Here is a 23002-nt window from a genome sequence, read left to right on the forward strand (position 1 = left end):
TAAAGCATTGTAATTCAATTAGATAAATGCTCCTCAAGGAAATTAACCAAAAAATTTAACCAAATGGTTAAACCTTTCGGTTAATCATTCGTACATTTGAAGCATGACGAAGGACGTAAGCACAGAAAGGAAGATACTGGAAGCTGCCAGAGAAGTATTCATTCAGCAGGGTATGGTGGGGGCAAGAATGCAGGAAATTGCTGACCGGGCCGGGATCAACAAGGCATTGCTGCACTACTATTTCAGATCAAAGGACATGCTTTTCGAGAGGGTTTTTATGGAGACGCTTCAGTCCAATGGCCCGGTACTGTTTGGTATTCTTGGGAAGGAGATGCCATTAAAAGAAAAGTTGAAGCAGTTTGTGGAGCACTATGTTGAGCTGATGAAGAACAATCCATTCATGCCTCTCTTTGTCATTAACGAAATTTCAAGAAACCCTGAAAAGCTGTTTGGGAAAATTGGCTCGCAAATTTCACAAGTGGCTTCGGGTTTGAATGCGCAATTGAAAGCGGAGGCAGATAAGGGTACGATTAGGCCTATTGAGCCGGTGGATCTGATTAGTTCCATTATGGGGCTGTGCGTTTTTCCTGTCATTGCAAAGCCTATTCTCAGGCCGGTCTTCGGACTTAGCGAAGGAGACTACGACGAGTTTCTTGAGAGACGAAAGAAGGAAGTTCCGGTGATCATCTGGAACTATTTAACTGACAAATCAACAAACGAATAATATGGAAAGGTTTGTACTAACAATGAGTGCAATGGCGATGGTCGCCGGGGTTTATGCTCAGGAAACCATCAGCCTGCAGGGCTGCTACGAGTTGGCGCTTCAGCATACACCTCTTTCGGGGCAGGCCGCTCTTTATGGTGAGTTGGCTGCATCCAAAGAGGAGCGACTGGGCCTGGCGTATCGCCCACAAGTAAGCGTAAATGGGCAGTGGAGCTATCAGAGTGATGTGTTTTCGCTGCCTTTCAGTATTCCGGGTGCTGAAACGCCGGAAATTCCAAAAAGCCAGTACCAGGCTACACTGGGGATTGAGCAAAGTATTTACGACGGTGGCATGGTTCGGCAGTCGAGGGAAGCTTCCAAAAGAGAGCTGGCGGCCAATCAGCAGAAAGTGGAGGTTGATCTGTACAAGGTAAAAGAGTCTGTGAACAGCTTGTATTTTGGTATCCTCAGGATTCAGGAGGCAGAAAAAAACCTGGAAGCTGCGAGGAACACTTTGCTGGAGCGAAAGAAAGTGATTGATGCCGGATTTTCAACCGGGGTGCTTTTGCAGAGCGACAAGTTCGCCTTCGAAAAGGAGATTCTTTCTATTGAACAACAGCTTGTGACTGCGGAGGCAGAAAAAGAAGGGCTTGTAGCCATGCTGGCCGGTAAACTGGGGCAGCCTGTTTCGGTAGATGCGGTATTGACGCTTCCCGGAGGCACCATTCCACTGGATGGTGAGGCAACGATCAACCGGCCGGAGCTCAGCTATTTGAGTGAGCAGAAAACTGTGCTTTCTCAGGCGGGACAGCTCATTGCTGCGAGAACTAAGCCGAAGTTAAGTGCATTCGCAAGAGGTGGCTTTGGCAGCCCCAACCCTTACAATTTTTTTAAAACCGACCTTAGCGGGTTCTATATGGCGGGCGTGAGGCTTTACTGGCCGCTTTTCGACTGGGGAGCCAGCAAGCAGGAGCGACAAGAGCTGCAAATTCAGGAGCAGCTACTCGAAAACAGCCGCAGCGACGCCATGAGCCAATTTGAAAATGGCACCCTGCAATGGAGGAAGAAGTGGCTGGCTTCAGACGAGGTGATGACAAGAGACGCCGAGATCGTCAGGTTACAGGAGTCAATTGTCAAAGAATATGCTGCCAGGCTCGAAGGTGGAACTGTCACCTCTTCCGACTACATCACGGCGCTGGATCAGCTTACAAGGGCAAAGATCACTGCCCGCATGCACGAGATCGACAAGGCGTGGTATCAGGTGCAATACTTTACACTTACAGGAAATCTTTAAGGATCTATAAAAATGAAAATTTTTACATACACAGCAAGCGCATTACTGCTGATAGGCTTGGCAGGATGCAACAAAAGCGAAGAGAGGTCGGATGCTTATGGCAATTTTGAAGCGACCGAAGTGCTGGTTTCTTCGGAAGCCACAGGCAAACTCCTGCAGCTAAAGGTGGAGGAGGGCAACGAGGTAAAGGCTGGCGCTGCCATTGGACTAGTCGACACCCTTGGCCTTCATTTGAAGAAAAAGCAACTTATGGCCGCTAAGCAAGCGATAAGAAGTAAACTCCAAAATGAAAAGGTGCAAATAGATGTACTGCTTGAGCAGAAGGAGAACCTCGAAAGGGAGATCAAACGGGTGGACAAGCTGTTCGCCGAAGGGGCAGCGACTGCAAAGCAGCGTGACGACCTGCACGGGGAGTTGAAGGTGCTGAACAATAGAATTGACGCCACCAAAAGCCAGCTAAGCACAGCCAACAGAGGCTTGTTGTCTGAGTTGGCTCCTCTGGAGGTGCAGATAGAGCAAATAGAAGACCAGATTCAACGCAGTGTGCTGGCAAGCCCGCTGGGAGGAACAGTGCTGTCAAAATATGCTGAAGCAGGTGAGATCGTCACTTTTGGCAAGCCGCTGTTCAAAGTGGCTGACCTGAAGGAATTGACACTGAGGGCCTACGTAGATGCGCCGCAGCTGGCCACCATCAAAATTGGCCAGAAAGTGAGGGTGCTGACTGACGGCAGCGACGGCAATTTGAAAGAGAATGAAGGAACGGTGTCATGGATCTCGTCATCAGCCGAGTTCACGCCGAAGATCATCCAAACAAGGGAAGAGAGGGTCAATTTGGTATATGCCATCAAGGTGGTGGTGGCCAACGATGGAGCACTGAAAATAGGAATGCCAGGTGAAGTTAAATTCTAAGGTCATGGAGAAGCAAAACGCAGTTACTGTAAAGAACCTGGTCAAAACCTATGCCCATGTGGAGGCATTGAAGGAGATTTCTCTGAATGTTAAAAAAGGAGAGCTTTTCGGAGTGATTGGCCCTGATGGAGCTGGAAAAACCTCTCTTTTCAGGATCATGTCTTCGCTGTTGCTGCCCGATAGTGGCGAAGTAAATGTGTTGGGCATTGATGTCACCAGAGACTATGCTTCAATTCGCAAGAAGATGGGCTATATGCCAGGTCGCTTTTCTCTTTACCATGACCTGAGTATCGAAGAGAACATCAACCTTTTTGCCTCCATCTATGACACCACGTTGGAAGAGAATTATGAGAACATCAGGTATATCTATTCTCAAATTGAGCCTTTTAGAAAACGCAGAGCCGGAGCGCTATCAGGTGGAATGAAGCAAAAGCTGGCCCTTTGCTGTGCCCTGGTGCACAGCCCTGAAATACTATTCCTCGATGAGCCTACAACAGGCGTAGACGCTGTGTCGAGAAGCGAGTTTTGGGAAATTCTTCAAATGCTGAAAAAACGAGGGATGACCATTTTGGTATCCACTCCCTACATGGACGAGGCCAGCCTTTGCGACAGAGTGGCCCTCATGCAAGACGGCCGCATTCTTTCGATCGATACACCTGCGAAAATTACTGACGCCTACGCCTATTCGCTTTTGGCTATCAAAACAAACGAAAAGTATAACATGCTTTCGTCGCTTAGAATGCTGGAGCATGCCACACTGGTGTATCCTTTTGGCGAAAACATCCATGTGGTGTCGGATAAAGGGAAGCTGACAAATGAAGAGCTGACCAAATACCTCAACGATCAGGGAATGGAAAACTGGGAGATAGTGGAGGTAGCACCAGATATAGAGGACTGCTTTATTGCGTTGATGAATCAACATGTAGCGGCATGAGTAATTCTATCATAGAAGTAGAAAATCTCACCAAGAGGTTCGGCACTTTTAAGGCCGTCGACTCCATTTCACTAGAAGTGAAGCAGGGGGAAATCTTCGGGTTTCTGGGAGCCAATGGCGCTGGCAAAACCACTGCCATGAAAATGCTCTCAGGCTTACTTAGTCCCACTTCTGGCAAGGCAATGGTAGCCGGCTTCGATGTGTTCAAGCAACAAAACCAGATCAAAAAATCTATCGGATACATGAGTCAGCGGTTTTCGCTCTACGACGACCTGACCATCAAAGAGAATATCCGGTTTTATGGCGGTATTTATGGTTTGAAGAGAAGGCAGTGGAAGGAAAAAGGAGAAAGGCTTATAAAAAGACTAGGCCTCGACGAAGTGGAGGGTAAGCTTCTGAAAGACCTGCCATTGGGCTGGAAACAAAAACTAGCTTTTTCTATCGCCATTCTTCACGACCCCAAGATCGTTTTTCTTGATGAGCCCACAGGGGGAGTAGACCCCATCACCAGGCGACAGTTTTGGGAAATGATTTACGAAGCAGCTCACGACGGCATAACTGTGTTTGTCACCACTCACTACATGGACGAGGCAGAATACTGCGACAGAATTTCCATGATGGTGGATGGCAGGGTGGAGGCCTACGATACGCCTGAAGGCTTAAAAAAGAAATATGGTGTAAAAACCATGAACGAAGTATTCATTAAGGTGGCCCGTCCATAGGATGCCCCAAAGAAGATAGCATTTCATTATGAAAAGACTGACTTCACTTATACGAAAGGAGTTTTACCACATCTTCAGAGACAAGCGAACGCTGCTGATACTGTTTGGAATGCCTGTGGTGCAAATCCTGCTTTTTGGCTATGCCATTACCAATGAGATCAAAGATGCCCACATAGCCATCCTCGATCAGTCGAACGACGAGGTGTCTCGAAGGTTGACGGATAAGCTGGTTGCTTCAGGATACTTTCTTCCCGACGGGCAGGCTGAGAGCATTGGCGACGTTGAGCAGCTATTCAGGGAAGGAAGGATCAAGATGGCTGTGGTGGTCGAGCCTGACTTTGCGGACAAGCTCCAACATGAAGGAAGAGCTTCGGTGCAGCTACTGGCCGACGCCACCGACCCAAACATGGCCAATACATTGGTTAATTACGCCACGGCAATCATCCAGAATTTTCAACTGGAACTGAACCAACCCGGTCAGCCACCCATTCTTGTGGGTGCTGAAGTGCGGCTGCAGTATAATCCGAGCTTAAAAGGCGTGTTTCTTTTTGTTCCGGGCCTTATTACCATCTTGCTCATGCTGGTATCGGCCATGATGACATCCATTTCGATAGCCAGAGAAAAGGAAACGGGCACAATGGAGGTATTGCTTGCCTCGCCTATGAACCCCGGTCAGGTGATTATTGCCAAGGTGGTGCCCTACTTCAGCCTGGCATTCCTTGATGCGGTGGTCGTCCTTTTGCTCGGCAGGTATGTGTTTGGAGTGCCCATTATGGGAAGTGTGCCGCTATTGCTGGCCGAGATCATGCTTTTTATTATTATGGCGTTGTCGCTGGGCATCCTTATTTCCACGGTGGCTCAAACACAGCAAACGGCTCTTTTGCTTTCACTCATGGGGCTGATGCTGCCAACGATCCTGCTTTCAGGTTTTATTTTCCCTATCGAAAATATGCCACTGCCGTTGCAGATCATTTCGCACATTATTCCGGCCAGGTGGTTCATTGTGATCGAAAAAGCCATTATGCTGAAGGGAGTAGGCATAGCCTATTTCTGGAAGGAGACCCTCATTTTGATTGGCTTCACAGTGTTTTTTATTGGAGTAAGCATCAAGAAATTCAATGTCAGACTTGGTTAAAATGAAAACGCCATGAGAATCATTCTTTACCTCATACAGAAAGAATTTTTGCAGATTTTCCGGAATAAAACGAACCTGCCCATTTTGTTTGTGATGCCGGTATTGCAGCTGATTGTTTTAAGCTATGCTGCCGACTTCGAAATCAAAAACCTGAAGGTGTATTGGATGGACAATGACCAGAGCAGTGCCAGCCGTCAGCTTTACCGTGATTTGACCGCCTCTGGCTACTTTACCATAGCGGGCACTGGTTTCGACCATGCGGAAGCGGCAGCGGCGCTCGATAAAAACGAGGCTGATCTGGTGGTGGAAATACCGGCGGGCATGGAAAAGAAGCTGGTTCGGAAGGAACCACAGCAGTTGCAGGTGATTGTGAATGCCATTGACGGTACCAAAGCTGGCCTGGCCAACTATTACTTTGGCAGAATCCTTGGCGACTATAATCAGCGGGAGGTGGCAGCGCTGCAAATGAGAGTGGTGGCCGGTGGTCAACCCACTGCCCGGCAGGTAATCAACGTCGAGTCGTCTTTCTGGTTCAACCCGGAGCTCAATTATAAGACCTTTATGGTGCCCGGCATTTTGGTGCTTTTGGTAACGATGATTGGTGCATTTTTGAGCTCAATGAACATCGTGAGGGAGAAAGAGATCGGCACAATCGAGCAGATCAATGTGACGCCCATTCAGAAATACCAGTTTGTGATTGGCAAGCTTTTGCCTTTCTGGCTGCTTGGCCTCATGGTGTTATCAATTGGCCTTATCGTGGCCAAAGTAGTGTTTAATATCCCGTTTGTAGGTAGCGTAGGGCTTATCTATGCTTTTTCGGCTGTCTACCTGCTTTTGATTCTTGGCTTTGGCCTGTTGATTTCCACGCTTACTGACACACAGCAGCAGGCCATGTTCCTGGCCTGGTTTTTCCTGGTCGTGTTCATCCTAATGGGTGGACTTTTCACCGCCATCGAAAATATGCCTGGCTGGGCGCAAACTATCACGTTGTTCAACCCGATCCGGTACTTTATAGAGTTTGTGAGGCTGGTGATGCTCAAAGGTGCTGGCTGGCAGGAGACGAGGTTCTTCTTCGCCGTGATCTTCGCTTATGCTTTGTTGCTCAACGGGTTAGCAATTTTGAATTATAAAAAAACGGCTTAAATCGAGAATGGAGCAAGGCTTTTGCAGGATCAAAGCCCAATAGCCTTCAGGTCCTCCAAAGTGTCAAGGTCGACACTTGCCTCAGGCAGGGGATAGCTAACGATTTCGGTGTCAGATAAATTCTTTAGAATCCTCCTGGCACCCTGATCGCCTTTCAATAACAACAGTTGTTCGAAATAGCTGCGGGGGAAAATGGCCGGAACACCAATGATTCCGGAATAGGCCGCACCTAAGACTTTACTTTGGTCGTTGAGCCATTTACCGACCATTTCTGAGAGGTGTTTTTCCGAGACAAACGGCTGATCCACAAGCAGAAACATGACGGCTTCAGCATCTGTTGGAAGGCACGCTAGTCCGGCTTTTATCGAGGTGCTCATACCTTCGGAAAACTGGTCGTTGTATACTTCGGTGTACGAAAGACCAGTCAGTTCTTTGCAAACTTCTTCCCGCTTGGCTCCGGTCACGACAAAAATATCGTATTCTTCTCCAAACGCCTTCGCAATTGTAGCGACCCGGTGGCGCACCAACGTCGAGTCTTTGAAAGGCAATAGCTGCTTGGCCTGCCCTAGCCGGGAAGACGAGCCTGCCGCCAGCAGAACGATGCTAAGCTTTGCCTTTTTTGGAGCTTGTGGCATTGAGCTGCTCGTAAATATTGTTCAGCAGTTGGTCGTCGTAAGCACTGCGGTCGTGTATGGGGCCATTGAGATGCTTCAGATAGCCACCTTTGGAATTGTTGAAAAACGCCTGAATTTCGGCAATGACCGACAGGGCAATTTCGTCGGGTGTTTCTGCGCCCAGGTCAAGACCTATGGGTGAGTGAACGGTAGCTGCCCAGGCATCTCCAGGGTAAACACCCTCTTCCTTCAACTGGTCAACCATTTTATCGAAACGCTTCTTAGGGCCCATAATCCCCAGGTACGCCGGTGGATTTTTGATCAGCTCTTTGAGTACGGCGTAATCGTACTTGTAATTGTGCGACATAAGAATGGCAGCGCTGAATCTTTTGAATATGATATCAGTAGACACGTGGTCTCGCTGGCAGAGAGTCACATTTTCAGCATCAGGAAAACGCTTAGTACCGAGGTGAGCGATACAGTCATCGGTCACTGTCACTGCCCAGCCCAGGTTTTTCGCCATCGAAGTCACTGGGGCCGCATCGAAACCGCCGCCAAAGACCACCAACTGAATGCCGGGGTGCAGCGTTTCCACCAACACTTCTACCATGGCCTCGTCCACTGTGTATTGGCAAATGGCAGGCCGGTTGGCCACAAAGGCTTTTTGAGCATCGGCAGCTATGAGCTCTTCTAAATTTGCATGGCCGATAGTACTGTATTTTTCACCCAATCCATTGAGTAAAAACCGCTGGCCCTGATATGGATTTTCAGCGATAGAAGAGTCGAACACCGTGGCCATCACAGCCAGCTCACCTCTCTCTACGAACTTTTCAAGCAGGTGAATAGAGTTGAAAACATCCAGCTCATTGATGGGCTCAATCAGCACGTCGATGATGCCATTGCAGCCGAGGCCGACGCCCAGGCTGGTGGCGCTATTGTCGTCCATGGTGTCGTAAGTAACAAGCGACGGGCGATTGTTGAGAATTGCCTGACGGGCCTTGCGGAGTGCGTCACCTTCCAGGCAGCCACCGCTGATGGCACCTGTCCAGCGTCCGTCGTCCGTCATTAGCATTCTCGCACCCGGTCTTCTGTAGGAAGAGCCATGCACCCGCATAACAGTGGCCAACGCAGCTTTTTGAGTTGAAAAATTAACTTTTCTGTAAGCCTCAATGATGCTTTTTGCCTCTTTCATAATATCAACTCAATTTACAACTCTTCATCAATTCTATCCACCCATTCAAAAAATAAACCCCATGAAGGGGTTAGTTAATACATATTTAAGACCAATCAAGTTTCACCAGGTGGTGCCTTTTAAATCTCTTGCTGCTTTCATGATGTCCCGTCTGCTGATCTGGCCTTTCAGCACACCTTTGCTGTCAATCACAGGAAACCTGCGAAAATGAGTAGTGAGAAACTCATTGGCCACGTCAAAAATGTCTTTATCAACATCCATGGTTTTCACTTTTCTCGACATGTAATTTTTTACTTTCCCCTCGTGATTTGGGTGATTATGGTAAGCAGAATCAATAATAATTCTCAGGCAGTCTTTTTCCGAAAGCATTCCTACCAACTCGCCGACGTCATTCAACACAGGGCCGCCAGATATCCGCTTGTCCAACATAAGGTCGATGGCTTCCTGAATATTTTGATCTGGATGAAAAGTGAAGACATCCTTGACCATGTAATCGGTAACGGGGGCGTATTTAATGGGTTCGACAGTCCTGGTAGTACCAGTATCTTTTGGGGGAGTAAAATTCATTGTCAGTTGTTTAAGTGATATGATAGGTTATATAATGAGCCTGGATAAATCAGGAAGTATAAGTTACGGAACTATCAGGAGGATTCAAACTAGACTGACTATGTTTTCTGTAAAATCAGTACATAGTTTTGAGATTTCAGAATTTACAGAATAATATTTTTACGATAGAAAATCTTCGATATAAGATTTTATTTGAGGGATCAGGAGCACATCAGCCCTGCTCAATTCCAAAGCCTCCATGTTGTTGAAATCTACCCAGTCAAAAGCCAGGTGTTCGGTAAGGTGCACGTCTCCGCTTATCCACCGGCAATTCCAAGCTGTCAGGTCGATGCGGGGCACCTCTATGGATACGGTGCCAATTTTCTCAATGGGACTCACCTCGATGGACAACTCTTCCCTGATTTCCCGGGTGAGCGCTTCTTGCTCCGTTTCTCCCGGTTCAACTTTGCCTCCGGGGAATTCCCATTTGAGGCCCTCTTTTTTGTGAGCAGGACGTTTCGTTACCAAAATTTTTGACCCACTTATAATAATCGCACAAACAACTGAAAGCATGGGCTAGAAAATCTCTACTCTGCTGAGCAGCATGTCCGATTTGAAAGTGTTATTTTGAAATGACAAGGTGAGGTCTTTCTTGTCGAGCGAAATCTTGCCGCCCAGCATATCGATAGCTGAGTACTCTATTTCCTGCTTGGTTAAAATGTCAAGATAGTACTCCTCGTTGGCACGTCTTATCTCGAAGCTAAACTTTTGAACCAGGCGGTCTTCACGAAAAACCTCGGCGTTTTTACCAGAGATAAGCACCTTATATAGAATACCTGTTTTTAGCGTGCTAACGGTGATAGCACCAAAAGGTGTAGGGTACTTTGTATTTACCCAAACCCAGACGCCACTGACCTCAACATTCTTTCTATTGATGGCTTCCTCCGTCGGATCAACTTTGGAGCATCCGTCCAAAAGCACCAAAACTGTCAGAAAAAATAGCGCTTTTGTCATAGGATAAGCTTGGAGTAAATGTAGGCCGACGGAACGCCGGATACCCTCGCCCCATCAATTTAAGGAATAAACAGTTATAGTCCTCTGCATCCCTACTGGACAAAACAAAAAAAAAGCGAGCCCTGCCCGCTTTTTACTGTTGATTTCGGTCTGATTATTTTACGTTGAACGAGACGTCCAGGTCGCCCCATAGCAGGCTCACTTTGCCCGACTTGTCTATCGTGTAGGTCAACCTTTCGGAGGCAGTTGCAGCTTTTTTCGGCTTTACACTTACTTGCAGAGCATCTTCTCCCTTATTTTTTTCGTAGTCAAAAGCGCCCCAGGTGTCCCAGGTTTTGTTGAAGATAAGTGTCCAGTCGTCACCGTTTTTCAATGTAAAAAATGCGTATTTTCCAGCTGGAAGTGCCTTGCCTTCTATTTTTACATCTTTGTCAACTTCGAATACAGTGGCGTTGTTAGCCCCAGCTCTCCATACCTTGCCTTCCATTGGCTCCACGTCTTTCCCCATTGTTCTGCCCTTCAAAGCAGGTGAGCTGTAATTGATTGATACGGTGGCTCCACTCTTTATCTTTTCTGATACTGACGCAGCAGGGCTTGGTTTGTCCTGGGCGAGGAGGTTGCCAAAAGCAATGGTGAAGAGTCCCAAACAAAGCGCAAAAATTTTGTAGCTAGTTTTCATGGTTTGTGATTTAGTTAAAGGATACCACTGTAGACGAACCAGCAACCCAAAATGTTTTGGCTTTGATGTTCGTTTCAATAAATGGTTCCGATCCAGTCAAACATATCCACCTTCACATACTGTGAGTATTTACCTCTGAAGTCTGATATGGCAATTTTCAGATTGTTTCTGCTTACTGAATCTTCGTCCAGATAAAAAACGAAAGCAGACGTGCCAGCGGGAGTGGCGTTTGCCCGCCTGAGGGATACTTTATTTTCTTCATCGATAAGAAAATAAGTGTAGTCGCCTTTCACCAGCGCAGTGTCGGCAAGCCCGTTGTCGCTAAGGAGGTCAAAAAAGTTATCCACAAGAGTATTTGCCTGCTGCGATTCGGAATATTTCTGGATGCTGCCCCAAAGTATGCCTTCGGGCATTCGGTAAACCTGGGGGTTCACAAACGCAAAGTCATCGCTTTCCGTCATGTCCAGCGTATAGCCAGTGTCTGAAATAACAAGAGTGCCTGTAGACGCTGGCTTGTCTTTCACTTTCAGGCTTAAGTTGTACGTTCCATTTACAATTTTTGAAAAAGAATAAACATTGTAGGCTGGGCCGGTTTCGGAGCGGCAAGTACTGTTTTTGTAAATCTCATTGAATACGATATCAAGGTTGTTTTCATCTGCATCTACTGTCATTAAGATATTGTAATTGGAACATTCATACAGATTGGTTGACTCAAATAAGATTTGAAAGAATGGATCTTCTCCACTTACGTCTTCCAGCATTGTTACATTAATTTTGCTTGTGATAGGGCCTTGAAATTCGTCACTATCGAGGCTGCACGAGAACAAAAACCCCAACCCCACCACTGCAATGATTGCAATCTTCTTCATACACTATTTTTTTTGGTATTAAGAGACAAATTTGGTGACAAATGGTTGGAATGTTGCACCTCAAAATCACAATTCACAAAAAAATGGCGGTTTTGCCTGTCAGAAAATTGCAGATCGCTGAAATACAGGCCAGTTGATATTCCACAATCCCAAACTTTGTTTGCACAGGCTCTTCAAATCATAAATTATTACCTAATTTTGCAGACTTTTAAAGGAACGTATGGATCACATCCGCAATTTCTGCATAATAGCACACATAGATCACGGTAAAAGCACCCTTGCTGACAGGCTCCTTGAGGCCACTCACACCATCACTGATCGGGAAAGGCAGAATCAGCTTCTTGACAACATGGACTTGGAGCGGGAGCGAGGCATCACCATTAAGAGCCACGCCATTCAAATGAACTACAAGAGCGGTGGCAAGGATTACGTGCTCAACCTGATTGACACACCAGGTCACGTTGACTTTTCTTACGAGGTATCACGCTCCATTGCCGCCTGCGAAGGGGCACTTTTGATTGTTGATGCATCTCAGGGCATTGAAGCGCAGACCATTTCCAATCTGTACCTGGCTTTAAATCACGACCTCGAGATCATACCGGTGCTCAACAAAATTGACTTGCCCGGCGCTATGGTGGAGGAGGTAAAAGACCAGGTGGTGGAATTGCTCGGTTGTACCCGGGAAGAGATTCTATTGGCCAGCGGAAAAGAAGGTATTGGTATAGACGAGATACTGGAGGCTATCGTTCAGAGGATCAAGCCACCCAAGGGAGATCCTAACGGCCCCTTGCAGGCGATGATATTTGACTCCGTTTTCAACTCTTTCAGAGGCGTTGAGGTTATTTTCAGGGTGTTCAATGGCACCATGAAAAAAGGAGAAAAGGTAAAATTCATGAATATCGGCAGCATTTACGATGTGGACGAAATTGGCGTACTCAAACTCAAACAATCACCAAAAGCAGAAATTAGCGCTGGTAATGTAGGGTACCTGATCTCTGGCATAAAAGTGGCCAAGGAAGTAAAAGTAGGAGACACGATCACCCATGTGGACAGGCCAGCGGCCGTTGCCATCAAGGGTTTTGAAGATGTGAAGCCAATGGTTTTTGCAGGAATCTACCCGGTAGAAACTTCGGAATACGAAGAGCTTAGGGCATCAATGGAAAAGCTCCAACTCAATGATGCGTCCCTCGTTTGGGAGCCAGAGACGTCAGCAGCTCTTGGCTTTGGCTTTAGGTGTGGCTTCCTTGGTATGCTACACATGGAAATTATCCAGGAGCGCCTGGAGCGGGAGTTTGATATGACTGTGATCACCACGGTGCCTTCCGTACGGTTCCATGCCACGCTCAAAGGCGGTGAAATGCTGAAAGTAAGTGCACCGTCGGAAATGCCTGATCCCATTGCTTTAGATTTCATCGAAGAGCCTTTTATCAGAGCCCAAATAATAAGTAAATCAGAATATATCGGTCCCATCATTTCGCTATGTATCGACAAGAGGGGCGAGATAAAAAACCAGGTATACCTTACCTCTGACAGGGTAGAGTTAACCTTCGAGTTGCCGCTTTCAGAAATTGTATTTGACTTCTTCGATAAGCTGAAAACAATTTCAAGGGGCTATGCCTCCCTCGACTATGAGCTGATAGGTTACCGTCAGTCGAACATGGTGAAGCTCGATATTATGCTCAATGGAGAGCGGGTGGATGCCCTTTCGGCCATTGTGCACAGAGACAAGGCCTACGATTGGGGCAAGAAGCTCTGCGAAAAATTGCGTGAGTTGTTGCCACGCCAAATGTTTGAAATAGCCATTCAGGCAGCTATTGGAGCTAAAATTATTTCCAGAGAGACTGTGAAGGCCATGCGCAAAAACGTGTTGGCTAAGTGTTACGGCGGTGATATTAGCCGTAAGCGTAAGCTGCTCGAAAAGCAGAAAAAAGGTAAGAAGCGAATGCGCCAGGTAGGCAATGTGGAAATTCCGCAGGAAGCCTTTATGGCAGTATTGAAAATAGACTAAACCATAAGAGATGCCTCAGATACTTGATGGTAAAAAGGTAGCTGCAGAGATCAAGCAGGAGATAGCAGCCAAAGTAAACGAACTGGTAGCTCAGGGTAAGAGAGCGCCCCATTTGGCTATCATTATCGTGGGCGACGATGGCGCAAGCCACACCTATGTAAATGGAAAAATCAAAGCGTGCAAGGAAGTTGGGTTCGACTTCACGCTCATGCATTTTGCCAAGACCATCTCAGAGGAAAAGCTCATCAAGCATATTGAACAATTCAACGCCGATACAGACATCGATGGTTTCATTGTTCAGCTCCCCTTACCGGAGCACATTTCGGTAGAAACGGTGACGGAGAGCATTTCAGCTGAAAAAGACGTCGATGGGTTTACCAACCAAAACTTTGGAAGTATAGGTTCGCAAACCCCTTTGCTAATGCCAGCTACACCTTTTGGGGTGATGGAGCTGCTGAACCGCTACAAGATTGAAACCAAAGGGAAATATTGTGTGGTGGTGGGTGCCAGCAGGCTGGTGGGGGCACCGTTGGGCATACTCATGACCCAGCAGGGGCAAGCCACGGTGACGCTTTGCCATAAATACACCGAAAACATTTCTCAATACACAAAAAACGCCGACATCCTGCTGGTGGCAGTTGGCAAGCCGCACCTGGTAACAGCCGACATGGTAAAAGAAGGGGCCGTTGTTGTAGATGTGGGAACTACAAGAATTGACGACCCAACCAGAAAATCCGGGTTCAGGCTGGTAGGTGATGTGGACTATGAAAACGTAGCGCCAAAAACGTCTTATATTACTCCAGTGCCAGGAGGGGTGGGGCCTATGACCATTGCGTCATTGCTGATGAATACCCTTCGTGCCTACGAAATGCTTCTTGAAACAGCCTGATACCATATTGCCTTCAATAAAAACAGCCCTTCCGTTAATGGAAGCTTTCTACACCATCCAGGGTGAAGGAGCTTTTCAGGGGCATGCGGCCTATTTCATTCGCCTTGGTGGCTGCGACGTCGGCTGCATATGGTGCGACGTAAAAGAGAGCTGGGAAGCAGAGGCTCATCCGGATACAGAAGTAGCCTGGATGGTGAAGGAAGCCTTGCAGTTTCCGGCAAGAGTGGCTGTTGTCACTGGTGGAGAACCCCTGATGTACGACCTCGAAGAACTGACCCGGCAGCTTAAAGACAATGGATTCAGAACCCATATCGAAACGTCTGGCGCCTATCCGCTTTCGGGAAGTTGGGACTGGGTGTGCTTTTCCCCGAAAAAATTCAAAGAGCCGCTTCCAGAAGTAGCTTTGGCGGCAGATGAGCTTAAGGTGATCGTCTACAACAAGTCAGACTTTAAATGGGCCGAGAAGTACGGAGCCCTTGTTGGCAAAAATTGCCGACTGTTTCTACAGCCCGAATGGTCACAGCAGGAAAAGGTGACACCTCTGATCATTGACTACATCAAAGCCAACCCGCAGTGGCAGGTTTCGCTGCAGGTGCACAAATACCTGAATATTCCTTAATTCAGGAATGCTCTATATCTGTATAAAAATCCGCCAGTGCCCTTCCCGGTAAATTTCGAAGTTTAGCTCGCAGTCGAGCTGGTAGGAGTTGAAAGCGCTGGGCGCATAGAAATTAATAGTGGCATTGGTCAGCGGATACACCACCTTGGTAAAAGCCACGATAGTTTGGCTACTTTCAAACATAGGTGACTTGTCGGCCGAAGCTTGCAGCTGACTAACCCCAATCGGAAGCCCGTTTCGTTGAATCAGTATTTCAACCTGGTTGGGGGTGTCGGCCATATGCACAAACCTTGTTCTGAGAATATTCCGCTTTTGTCCCACAGTGTAAGAAGAAACGTACTCACCAACGTACTTGTCTTTGTCCCAGTAGCCGGTTACGATGCTATCTGGCACGCCAAGTTTTCTGATATAGAGCTCACCCTTACCATCTTTGAGGCCATTTTTGAATTCACCCTTATAAAGGTTTCCATTCGACCAGGTGTAAGTGCCTACGCCGTCCGGGTAGCCTTTCTTGAAGCTCCCCTCATAGGTGTGAGAACCGAGTGCCTTACCAATACCATGAGCAAGCCCTTTTTTGCATTCACCATCGTACTCAAGGGCGAGCGTTTCCATCAGTACCTCGCAGTCTTTCTGAATGGTTGGGTCCGGCCCTAAAAAAAGAAACAACCCGGCAAAAAGTAGTGTAAAAAATGTGTTCATATTGAGTTTAGGTTTTAGGCTACAACAGGTTGCTTTTCAAAAGCACTTACTGGAAGATACAATATAACCCAAACAGGGGGAGTAAATCTATATGAAAAGTCAATCTGGAGTCAAAGAATTCAGTTTTTTTTTTGGACAAACGCTTGTTGAAAGAGCTTGGAGAAGCTCAGTATAGTCTCAATAAACCTCGATTGTGATCAGCCACCTCGCTTTTTTGAATATGTCGAATTCAACATGGTATTCTAAAATGGCAGAACCAACCGGTGCCTGGCTGCGGAAGTCTAGTTTTGCACCAGTAAATGGAAAGTCCAGCTTGCGCAGCACGGTGTATTCAAATTCCGACAACGGCTTAACCTCCTGATCACTCACCAACCTCAGCCCGTCTGCCACTACCGATTGCTTGTTCCTGGCATAAACAATCATTATTTCCGACCCGTTCTCAGTTATTTCTTCAATCATTACACTTTTGATATTGCTGGAGTGCGATTCTCTGTAGGGCAAATTTGAAGCCCCTACGAAAATATCTTTGATCCAGTATCCTGCAAGAAGGCTGTCCTTTTGACCTTCCCTTTTCATCTTCATTTCTCCATAGCCTTCTTTCACACCTTTTACAAAGTCACCCGAGAAATAGTCACCATTCTTCCAAATGTATCGCCCCTGTCCTTCGGGCAGCCCTTTTTTGAACTCACCGATATAGGTGTCAATGCCTTTAGCAGTACCCGTTCCCTCAGCCAGCCCTTTTTTACAGTCACCATCGTAAGTGCCCGAAATAGTTTCCAGAAGTACTTCGCAGTCTTTTACAGGTGAAATGGCTTGATCACCAAGAAACACAATTACGAGAATGATAAAGCTTTTGATCATGATACTTTAAATAGATGTTGAAGACAAATCTATGGCTTCTGCCGTTATGTATTCAATTTTTTATAATAGGATAATAGCTAATTTAGTGTGATGATACGATTTGCTTCTCTTTTGGTGGTGATACTAATCTTCGGTGTAGCTGACATGGCTGCCCAGTCCACTTATACCACCGAAGATAAAAAAGCCATAAAATATTATGAACAATCGGCCTTGCAGATCAGAGGCCGTGACTTCAATGGCGGTATTGAATCACTGCAAAGTGCCTTGTTGCGTGATCCCTCATTTATAGAGGCTCACCTGCGACTTGCTTCAGCCTATAAGGTGCTGCTGAGATACGATCTTGCCGAGACACAGTACCGGGAAGCGCTGGCGGTGGACTCACTTAATAAACTAAATTTTGACACCTACTTTGCCCTTGGCCTGATGATTTACGACAATGGCGAATATAAGGAGGCTAGGAAATACCTCTCAAGGTATATTCAAACCAACCCAAACAATGCAGGGAGAGAGGGCTTGGCGATGGATCTTATCAAGAATATTGATTTTGCGCTCGACCTGATGAGTAACCCCTTGCCGTTCAATCCGGAGCCCCTGCCTGCTCCGCTCAACAAGTATGTGATGCAGTACTTTCCGGCCGTTACGGCTGATGGGAAGCAGCTTTTCTTCACTGTTCGGAAAGGTAACACAGCCAACGACGATGAGGATATTTATGTAACGGAGCAAAATGATGAAGGCGTTTGGTCGGAACCAGAGCCCATTTCCGATCTGATTAACTCACACAGGAACGAAGGCACTAGTTCGGTTTCTGCTGATGGTCGTATGCTGATTTTCACTTCCTGCCAGGCACCTGGAGGGTTTGGGAGCTGCGATCTTTATTTTGTTCAAAAGGAAGGAGATACATGGGGCAAGCCTCAGAATATTGGCCAGCCAATCAATTCTTCCGGCTGGGAGTCGCAACCATCGCTATCGGCTGACGGTCGCACACTCTATTTTGTGAGCGACCGAAGGGGAGGGCAGGGGAAAAGAGATATTTGGGTCAGCACCCTGTCGGCTCGTGACAACTGGATGGAGCCGGTGAACCTCGGCCCCGTTATCAACACGGAAGGCGATGACCTTTCTCCCTTCATTCACGTCAACGGCCAGTCTTTGTACTTCTCCTCGTCAGGGCATAAGGGGCTTGGTAAGTACGACTTGTTTCTGAGTGAAAAAAATGGGCTTGAGTGGTCACAGCCAAAGAACCTTGGCTACCCTATCAATACCAAGGACGATCAGGTATCGCTGGTTATCACCTCTGACGGCACCAAAGCCTATTACTCTCATGAAGTGATAGAGAATAACCGGGATTTTCAAAGCTCATTGTACACATTTGACGTGCCTGAGGAAATTCGGGTGCAAAACAAAAGTAATTTTCTCACAGGCAGGGTAATGGATATAGAGACCAAAAAGCCACTGGGAGCGTCCATTGAGATGTTCGACATCAACGATGCGTCCCTTAACTACAAAGCTACTTCCGACAAGGTGGATGGAAAATATTTTGTTGTGCTTACCGAGGGCAAGGAGTATTCTATTTACGTTACCCGCAAAGGCTATCTGTTTGAAAACCTTACATTTAACTATCTGGAAAAAAAGTCAAGGGAGCCTGAAGTCCTTGATATCTATTTGACGCCTATTAAAGCAGGAGCTACGTCGGTACTTAAGAATATATTTTTCGATGTTGACCAATATGTGCTGAAAGAGAAATCTAAAACAGAATTGGACGAGGTGATAAAGTTTTTGAAAGACAACGAGCAGATAAGGATGGAAATAGAAGGGCACACTGACAATACGGGCAGTACTTCTCACAACTTGGAACTGTCGACAAATAGGGCAAAATCGGTTTATGATTTTTTAGTCAAGGCGGGAATCCCAAAGGAAAGGCTTCAATACAAAGGGTACGGATCAACCAAACCCAAAGTTGACAATAGCACGGAAGAAGGAAAGCAGCTTAACAGAAGAATTGAGTTCAGAATACTTTAGCACATTAACCAGCACATGGGGATCCAAATGAAGAGAGTTTTAACCGCAGGCCTTTGCCTTGTCGCTACGGTGGCCGTCTTTTTAAAGCAGCAGGCGCCAGTTTTAAACAAAATTCAGCCCAAGCTTAGTATCAAGCACCAAAGATTGTTGGAGAAAATCAGCGAGGAAGGGGAGGGTGAAGAAAAACAGGATGGCTATTCCAGATTTGCTGAATTCCACCGACTGTTGCGAACACCTGACGGCAAGCCTGGCCCCGAATATGATTTTAATTATAAGCTAAAGGAGCTGGAAAGGTCGACGGCAAGAATGGCCAATTTCAGAACTTTGGGGACAGTGCTGGACTGGAAGTCCAGGGGGCCTGGAAACATACCCGGCAGAACAAGGGCACTTGTTGTCATGCCAAACGATGCCACGGGCAACACCTGGCTGGCTGGGTCTGCCGGTGGCGGTGTCTGGAAAACTACAGACAGTGGCGCCAGCTGGACAAATATGACGCCCGACTTGCCCAACCTGGCTGCGGCTACGCTGGCGGTTTGCGCCACCAGTCCGGCAATTATTTATGCCGGTACGGGCGAAGGCTTTGGGAACCTCGATGGCATCGGTGGCGCCGGCATTTTTAAGTCGACCGACGGTGGAGCCAGCTGGGTGCAGTTAACTTCAACAGTTGCTGACAATTCGTTCCGGGTGGTCAACAGGATCATTGTTGATCCAAACAACCCCAACCTGGTAATAGCCTGTGCTAATACATCAACCAACACATTCAATACAGCCACTTCCGGTATCTTCAGAAGCACTGACGGCGGAACTACATGGACGAAGGTGTACACCTCCGATGAGCCCGTTCAGCAGGTAATAGCGGCACCTGGCGATTTTTCGGTGCAGTATGCGGCCGTGCGGGCGGTAGGTGTTTTAAAATCTACGGATGCAGGTGCTACCTGGTCAGCCACATCATCCAACCTTAAGTCCTCGGGAAGAATTGAATTGGCTGTGTCAGCAAAAAGTCCGCTAAAAGTAGCAGCCTCAGCCGAAGGAAGCCTGAGCGGAGAGGCAGGTGCCGATCTTTTCATCAGCGAAGATGGTGGAACTAGCTGGGCTTATGTTTCCGAGAAGGACGAAAACAACTTTGACTTTCTTGAGCAGGGCGACTACGACAACGCCATCATGTTCCATCCCTTTCTCGACAATGTGGTGTACGTGGCAGGTGTCAACATCTTCAAATTCACTATCGACTCTTCCGCTCCTTCTCTTATAAAGTCGGTCGAGGCGTTCGAAAAAACTGGTACCTCATCGTTTATCGATTTCACGCCGTTCAATGGCAACAACTTGCCCGGGCTGGAAATCGGGGACGTTGCCGCTGAGGAACTGGTGGATGTGGAAATAAGATTCGGGCCAGGCATCAACCAGCTTGCAGCCAGATTCACTGTGAACAAGCAGGGTGCAGGAGTGCCAGCAGCCCAGTACCTGTACAAAGACTATGTGGAAGTCCCTTTTCAGGTTTGGGACGTTACCAATAACAGGCAGCTGATGGCTTCATTTCGGGACCAGCAGGAAGATGGGGAATTCACACTGATTGGAGCCAACACCGAAGGAGACGGTAGCACGCACAGCAGGGAGTACCTCTTTGTTCATCTAGTCGATTATTCAACGACAGTAGATGCTGAGATTGCAAAAAATGGTGGTCATGAGTACCAGATGGAACTCAACCTTTGGCCGGTGCTGGCTAGCGGGGGCGCCTGGAGTCCCAAGAGCCTTCCGGACTCAAAGTTGAATATCACATTTTCAAGCATAAGCAAGCTCAAAAAGCAAGTAACTATTGTGGCCGATGGTTATGGAGAACATACCGAATTTTCAGGGGGGAGTGTCATTAACCCCACTTCCTCCATCCATGTTGACCATCATTCATTGACAGCAGGCACAATTTCCACCTCGGACTCTACATTCAGAATAATTTCGAGTAACGATGGTGGCGTTTATCATTCGACCGTAAGCAAAGACCCGGGTACCGCCAATGGAGATTGGACATTTTCGGGAACGGGCATGGTTACGGGGCAATTTTACGGAGTGGATAAGCGACCAGGCGTAGACCAATATATTGGAGGCCTTCAGGATAACTCGACCAACATCTCTCAGGAGGGTACCTCACCTGGCGGCAATGCGAGCTACACACGGGTGATTGGTGGCGACGGCTTCGATGCAGTCTGGAACTACGGAAATGCTGCGCAGGTAATAGGGTCTGCTCAGTTCAATACTTTTTTTAAGTCTTCCAACTTTGGCGCCCCTGGCAGCTGGATCCCTGCCGTCTCCGGTTTGCCTCAGGACGACACAGAGACTGACTTCCCCTTTTTCTCAAGGCTGGGAAACTCCAAATCTGTGCCTGAAGTACTTTTCTGTGTTGGCACAAACGGAATTTACAGGTCAACCGACTTTGGCGATAAGTGGGTGTCGGGCCAAATGGACACAGATTGGTCATACAGAGGTTCGTTCACCAACGTTGAAGTCTCTCAGGCCAACTCAATGATCGTTTGGGCAGGAGGCGCTATGTCTTCCAATCAAACCTTGCAAGTATCCACCGACAGAGGAAAAACTTTAAAAAAAGTAAACAACTACACAGGCAATGCGCAGCTCAAAGGCGTGATCACGGGCATTGCCACTCACCCAACTGAAGACAGCACGGCTTATGTGCTTTTTTCATACGCCGGGCTGCCAAAAGTGGTAAGGACAACCGACTTGGGGCAAACATGGCAGGATCTTTCTGGCTTCGAAAGTAGCACCAGTGGAGTAGCAGGATTTCCGGACGTAGCGGTGTATTCTCTTTTGGTGCTACCAAACGATCCATCAGTTATTTGGGCGGGAACAGAAATAGGTATTTTCGAAAGTGCTGACGCTGGCCAATCATGGACACGCCTGGTTGGTTTACCAGCGGTGTCAGTTTGGGAAATGAAGGTGGTGGATGATCAGGTGGTGATAGCCACCCACGGAAGAGGTATTTATACAGCACAGCTTTCCAATGTTCCACAGGTTACGATGGCTCCCTTTATCCAATCGCTTGGTGTGAAGCCGTCGGGCCTTGTTAATCTGGAGGCTCAGCTACGGTCGACTTACGACAGCACTCAGGTGCTCGTAAATAATCAGGCAACCAAAACGCTTGGCCCCAATACTGCGGGAGACACAAGTATTGATTTTTTCATTGATGGAGAAAGTGAGATAGAGGTGGTTCTTCGCTCATTTAAATCAGGCAAAGAGTTTGTGTCCATTTCGAAGTCTGCGGTGTCGGATCTCAGGGCTCCGTCATTGAGCTATTCCAGCACCTTTGATGACCCTTTGGCGGCAAACGACTTTACAGGCAATGGCTTTTCAGTGGCCACGCCGGTTGGTTTTTTGTCGTCGGCTATTCACTCCAGGCATTCTTATGATGAAGACACCACGTACATCTACAAACTGCTAACCCCTATCGTCATCAATGCCGAAAACCCAACCTTCAAGTACCGTGACATAGCCATTATTGAAACCGGCGAAACAGGAACTGTGTTCGGAGACGATGAATTCTACGATTTTGTTGTAGTGGAGGGCTCTACAGACGGAGCAAACTGGACGCCCATTGAGGATGGGTATGACGCAAGTTATAACGCAGCCTGGCTGAGCACTTACGATAACGAGGGCAAGGGCAATGAAGGGCTGTACGTGCAGCATTCTGTTAATTTGCTCGACACCTTTAACGAAGGTGACACAGTCATCTTTCGATTCAGACTTTTTTCAGATCAACTCAGTAACGCCTGGGGCTGGTCCATCGACGACCTCAAGATTCAGACAGAAAGCGACAACACCCTGACTGCCACAGGAAATAGCCTTGACACATGGAGCTTATACCCCAATCCTGCTGGTAATTTCGTCACTCTGGGGCATCCTGACAGATACAGGGGACTACTTGGTGTAACTATCCTTAACATGGGCGGACAAAAAATGCTTCAAAAGGAAATGAATGTTATTTCAAAGAGTACAGAAGTTAACCTTACCACTTTAGAACCGGGCATTTACATCTTAATTGCCCATTTTGCCGACGGCGAAAAAAAATTCCGATTACTGAAAGAATAAAAATTGATTATTCCAAGTTTACTTTTCTTAACATTCTCAAAATATTGTTCGGCGACCTCCCCCA

General features: G+C 47.3%; 21 protein-coding genes. 12 read left to right on the forward strand and 9 right to left on the reverse strand.

The window, feature by feature from the left end; genetic code table 11:
- The first annotated feature begins 103 nt into the window (after positions 1–103).
- The 7 genes from RIG68_RS19400 to RIG68_RS19430 are packed head-to-tail and all read left to right on the forward strand — an operon-like array spanning position 104 to position 6840.
- Positions 104–724: a TetR/AcrR family transcriptional regulator gene (locus tag RIG68_RS19400; protein ID WP_350126017.1), complete on the forward strand. Its 621-nt coding sequence runs from the start codon at positions 104–106 to the stop codon at positions 722–724.
- Position 725: 1 nt separating this feature from the next.
- Positions 726–1997 carry a TolC family protein gene (locus RIG68_RS19405; RefSeq protein WP_350126020.1) on the forward strand — a complete coding sequence of 424 codons (1272 nt, stop codon included), beginning with the start codon at positions 726–728 and terminating at the stop codon, positions 1995–1997.
- A gap of 12 nt (positions 1998–2009) precedes the next feature.
- On the forward strand, positions 2010–2906 hold the full coding sequence (locus RIG68_RS19410) for an HlyD family secretion protein (RefSeq protein ID WP_350126023.1): 897 nt from the start codon (positions 2010–2012) through the stop codon (positions 2904–2906).
- A 4-nt stretch (positions 2907–2910) separates the two neighbouring features.
- Entirely contained in the window at positions 2911–3840 is a 930-nt protein-coding gene (locus RIG68_RS19415; protein WP_350126025.1) for an ABC transporter ATP-binding protein, read from the forward strand.
- Positions 3837–4562, forward strand: coding sequence for an ABC transporter ATP-binding protein (locus RIG68_RS19420; protein WP_350126028.1), 726 nt, complete (start codon positions 3837–3839; stop codon positions 4560–4562). The genes RIG68_RS19415 and RIG68_RS19420 overlap by 4 nt, the downstream gene beginning before the upstream one ends.
- Before the next feature lie 28 nt (positions 4563–4590).
- Entirely contained in the window at positions 4591–5697 is a 1107-nt protein-coding gene (locus RIG68_RS19425) for an ABC transporter permease (protein WP_350126031.1), read from the forward strand.
- A gap of 12 nt (positions 5698–5709) precedes the next feature.
- Positions 5710–6840, forward strand: coding sequence for an ABC transporter permease (locus RIG68_RS19430; RefSeq protein WP_350087436.1), 1131 nt, complete (start codon positions 5710–5712; stop codon positions 6838–6840).
- Between the two features lie 29 nt (positions 6841–6869).
- Here the strand turns inward: RIG68_RS19430 and RIG68_RS19435 are convergent, their stop codons facing one another.
- The 7 genes from RIG68_RS19435 to RIG68_RS19465 form a co-directional block, all read right to left on the reverse strand.
- The gene (locus RIG68_RS19435; RefSeq protein ID WP_350126035.1) at positions 6870–7475 is read right to left on the reverse strand and encodes a nucleotidyltransferase family protein; all 606 of its coding nucleotides are present in this window, start codon (positions 7473–7475) and stop codon (positions 6870–6872) included.
- The gene (locus RIG68_RS19440) at positions 7444–8646 is read right to left on the reverse strand and encodes an XdhC family protein (protein ID WP_350126038.1); all 1203 of its coding nucleotides are present in this window, start codon (positions 8644–8646) and stop codon (positions 7444–7446) included. The genes RIG68_RS19435 and RIG68_RS19440 overlap by 32 nt, the downstream gene beginning before the upstream one ends.
- Positions 8647–8748: 102 nt before the next feature.
- Positions 8749–9213, reverse strand: coding sequence for a CBS domain-containing protein (locus tag RIG68_RS19445; RefSeq protein WP_152000656.1), 465 nt, complete (start codon positions 9211–9213; stop codon positions 8749–8751).
- Positions 9214–9372: 159 nt separating this feature from the next.
- Entirely contained in the window at positions 9373–9765 is a 393-nt protein-coding gene (locus RIG68_RS19450; protein WP_350126041.1) for a (deoxy)nucleoside triphosphate pyrophosphohydrolase, read from the reverse strand.
- 3 nt (positions 9766–9768) lie between these two features.
- The gene (locus RIG68_RS19455) at positions 9769–10206 is read right to left on the reverse strand and encodes a hypothetical protein (RefSeq protein WP_350126044.1); all 438 of its coding nucleotides are present in this window, start codon (positions 10204–10206) and stop codon (positions 9769–9771) included.
- A gap of 154 nt (positions 10207–10360) precedes the next feature.
- Positions 10361–10885 (reverse strand): DUF2911 domain-containing protein, encoded by a 525-nt coding sequence (locus tag RIG68_RS19460; protein ID WP_350126047.1) that lies wholly within the window; start codon positions 10883–10885, stop codon positions 10361–10363.
- A gap of 74 nt (positions 10886–10959) precedes the next feature.
- Positions 10960–11754 (reverse strand): hypothetical protein, encoded by a 795-nt coding sequence (locus tag RIG68_RS19465; RefSeq protein ID WP_350126050.1) that lies wholly within the window; start codon positions 11752–11754, stop codon positions 10960–10962.
- 220 nt (positions 11755–11974) lie between these two features.
- On the opposite strand from RIG68_RS19465, the gene lepA reads away from it, so the two are divergent.
- Genes lepA through RIG68_RS19480 form a run of 3 tightly spaced genes read left to right on the forward strand, consistent with a single transcriptional unit; the run spans position 11975 to position 15270 of the window.
- Positions 11975–13762 (forward strand): translation elongation factor 4, encoded by a 1788-nt coding sequence (gene lepA / locus RIG68_RS19470; RefSeq protein ID WP_152000651.1) that lies wholly within the window; start codon positions 11975–11977, stop codon positions 13760–13762.
- Between the two features lie 10 nt (positions 13763–13772).
- Positions 13773–14651 (forward strand): bifunctional 5,10-methylenetetrahydrofolate dehydrogenase/5,10-methenyltetrahydrofolate cyclohydrolase, encoded by an 879-nt coding sequence (locus RIG68_RS19475; RefSeq protein WP_350097383.1) that lies wholly within the window; start codon positions 13773–13775, stop codon positions 14649–14651.
- Positions 14652–14688: 37 nt separating this feature from the next.
- Positions 14689–15270 carry a 7-carboxy-7-deazaguanine synthase QueE gene (locus RIG68_RS19480; RefSeq protein WP_350126053.1) on the forward strand — a complete coding sequence of 194 codons (582 nt, stop codon included), beginning with the start codon at positions 14689–14691 and terminating at the stop codon, positions 15268–15270.
- A 12-nt stretch (positions 15271–15282) separates the two neighbouring features.
- Here RIG68_RS19480 and RIG68_RS19485 read toward each other — a convergent pair whose 3' ends face one another.
- On the reverse strand, positions 15283–15969 hold the full coding sequence (locus RIG68_RS19485; protein WP_152000648.1) for an MORN repeat-containing protein: 687 nt from the start codon (positions 15967–15969) through the stop codon (positions 15283–15285).
- A gap of 177 nt (positions 15970–16146) precedes the next feature.
- The gene (locus tag RIG68_RS19490) at positions 16147–16830 is read right to left on the reverse strand and encodes an MORN repeat-containing protein (protein WP_350126056.1); all 684 of its coding nucleotides are present in this window, start codon (positions 16828–16830) and stop codon (positions 16147–16149) included.
- 90 nt (positions 16831–16920) lie between these two features.
- Between RIG68_RS19490 and RIG68_RS19495 the strand changes: the two genes are divergently transcribed.
- Both RIG68_RS19495 and RIG68_RS19500 read left to right on the forward strand, forming a co-directional pair.
- Positions 16921–18846 (forward strand): OmpA family protein, encoded by a 1926-nt coding sequence (locus RIG68_RS19495; RefSeq protein ID WP_350126059.1) that lies wholly within the window; start codon positions 16921–16923, stop codon positions 18844–18846.
- A 27-nt stretch (positions 18847–18873) separates the two neighbouring features.
- A complete protein-coding gene (locus RIG68_RS19500; RefSeq protein WP_350126062.1) occupies positions 18874–22938 on the forward strand; it encodes a VPS10 domain-containing protein in 4065 nt (1354 codons plus the stop codon).
- Positions 22939–23002: the final 64 nt, after the last annotated feature.

Source organism: Imperialibacter sp. (assembly GCF_040222385.1).
Lineage (GTDB): Bacteria > Bacteroidota > Bacteroidia > Cytophagales > Cyclobacteriaceae > Imperialibacter.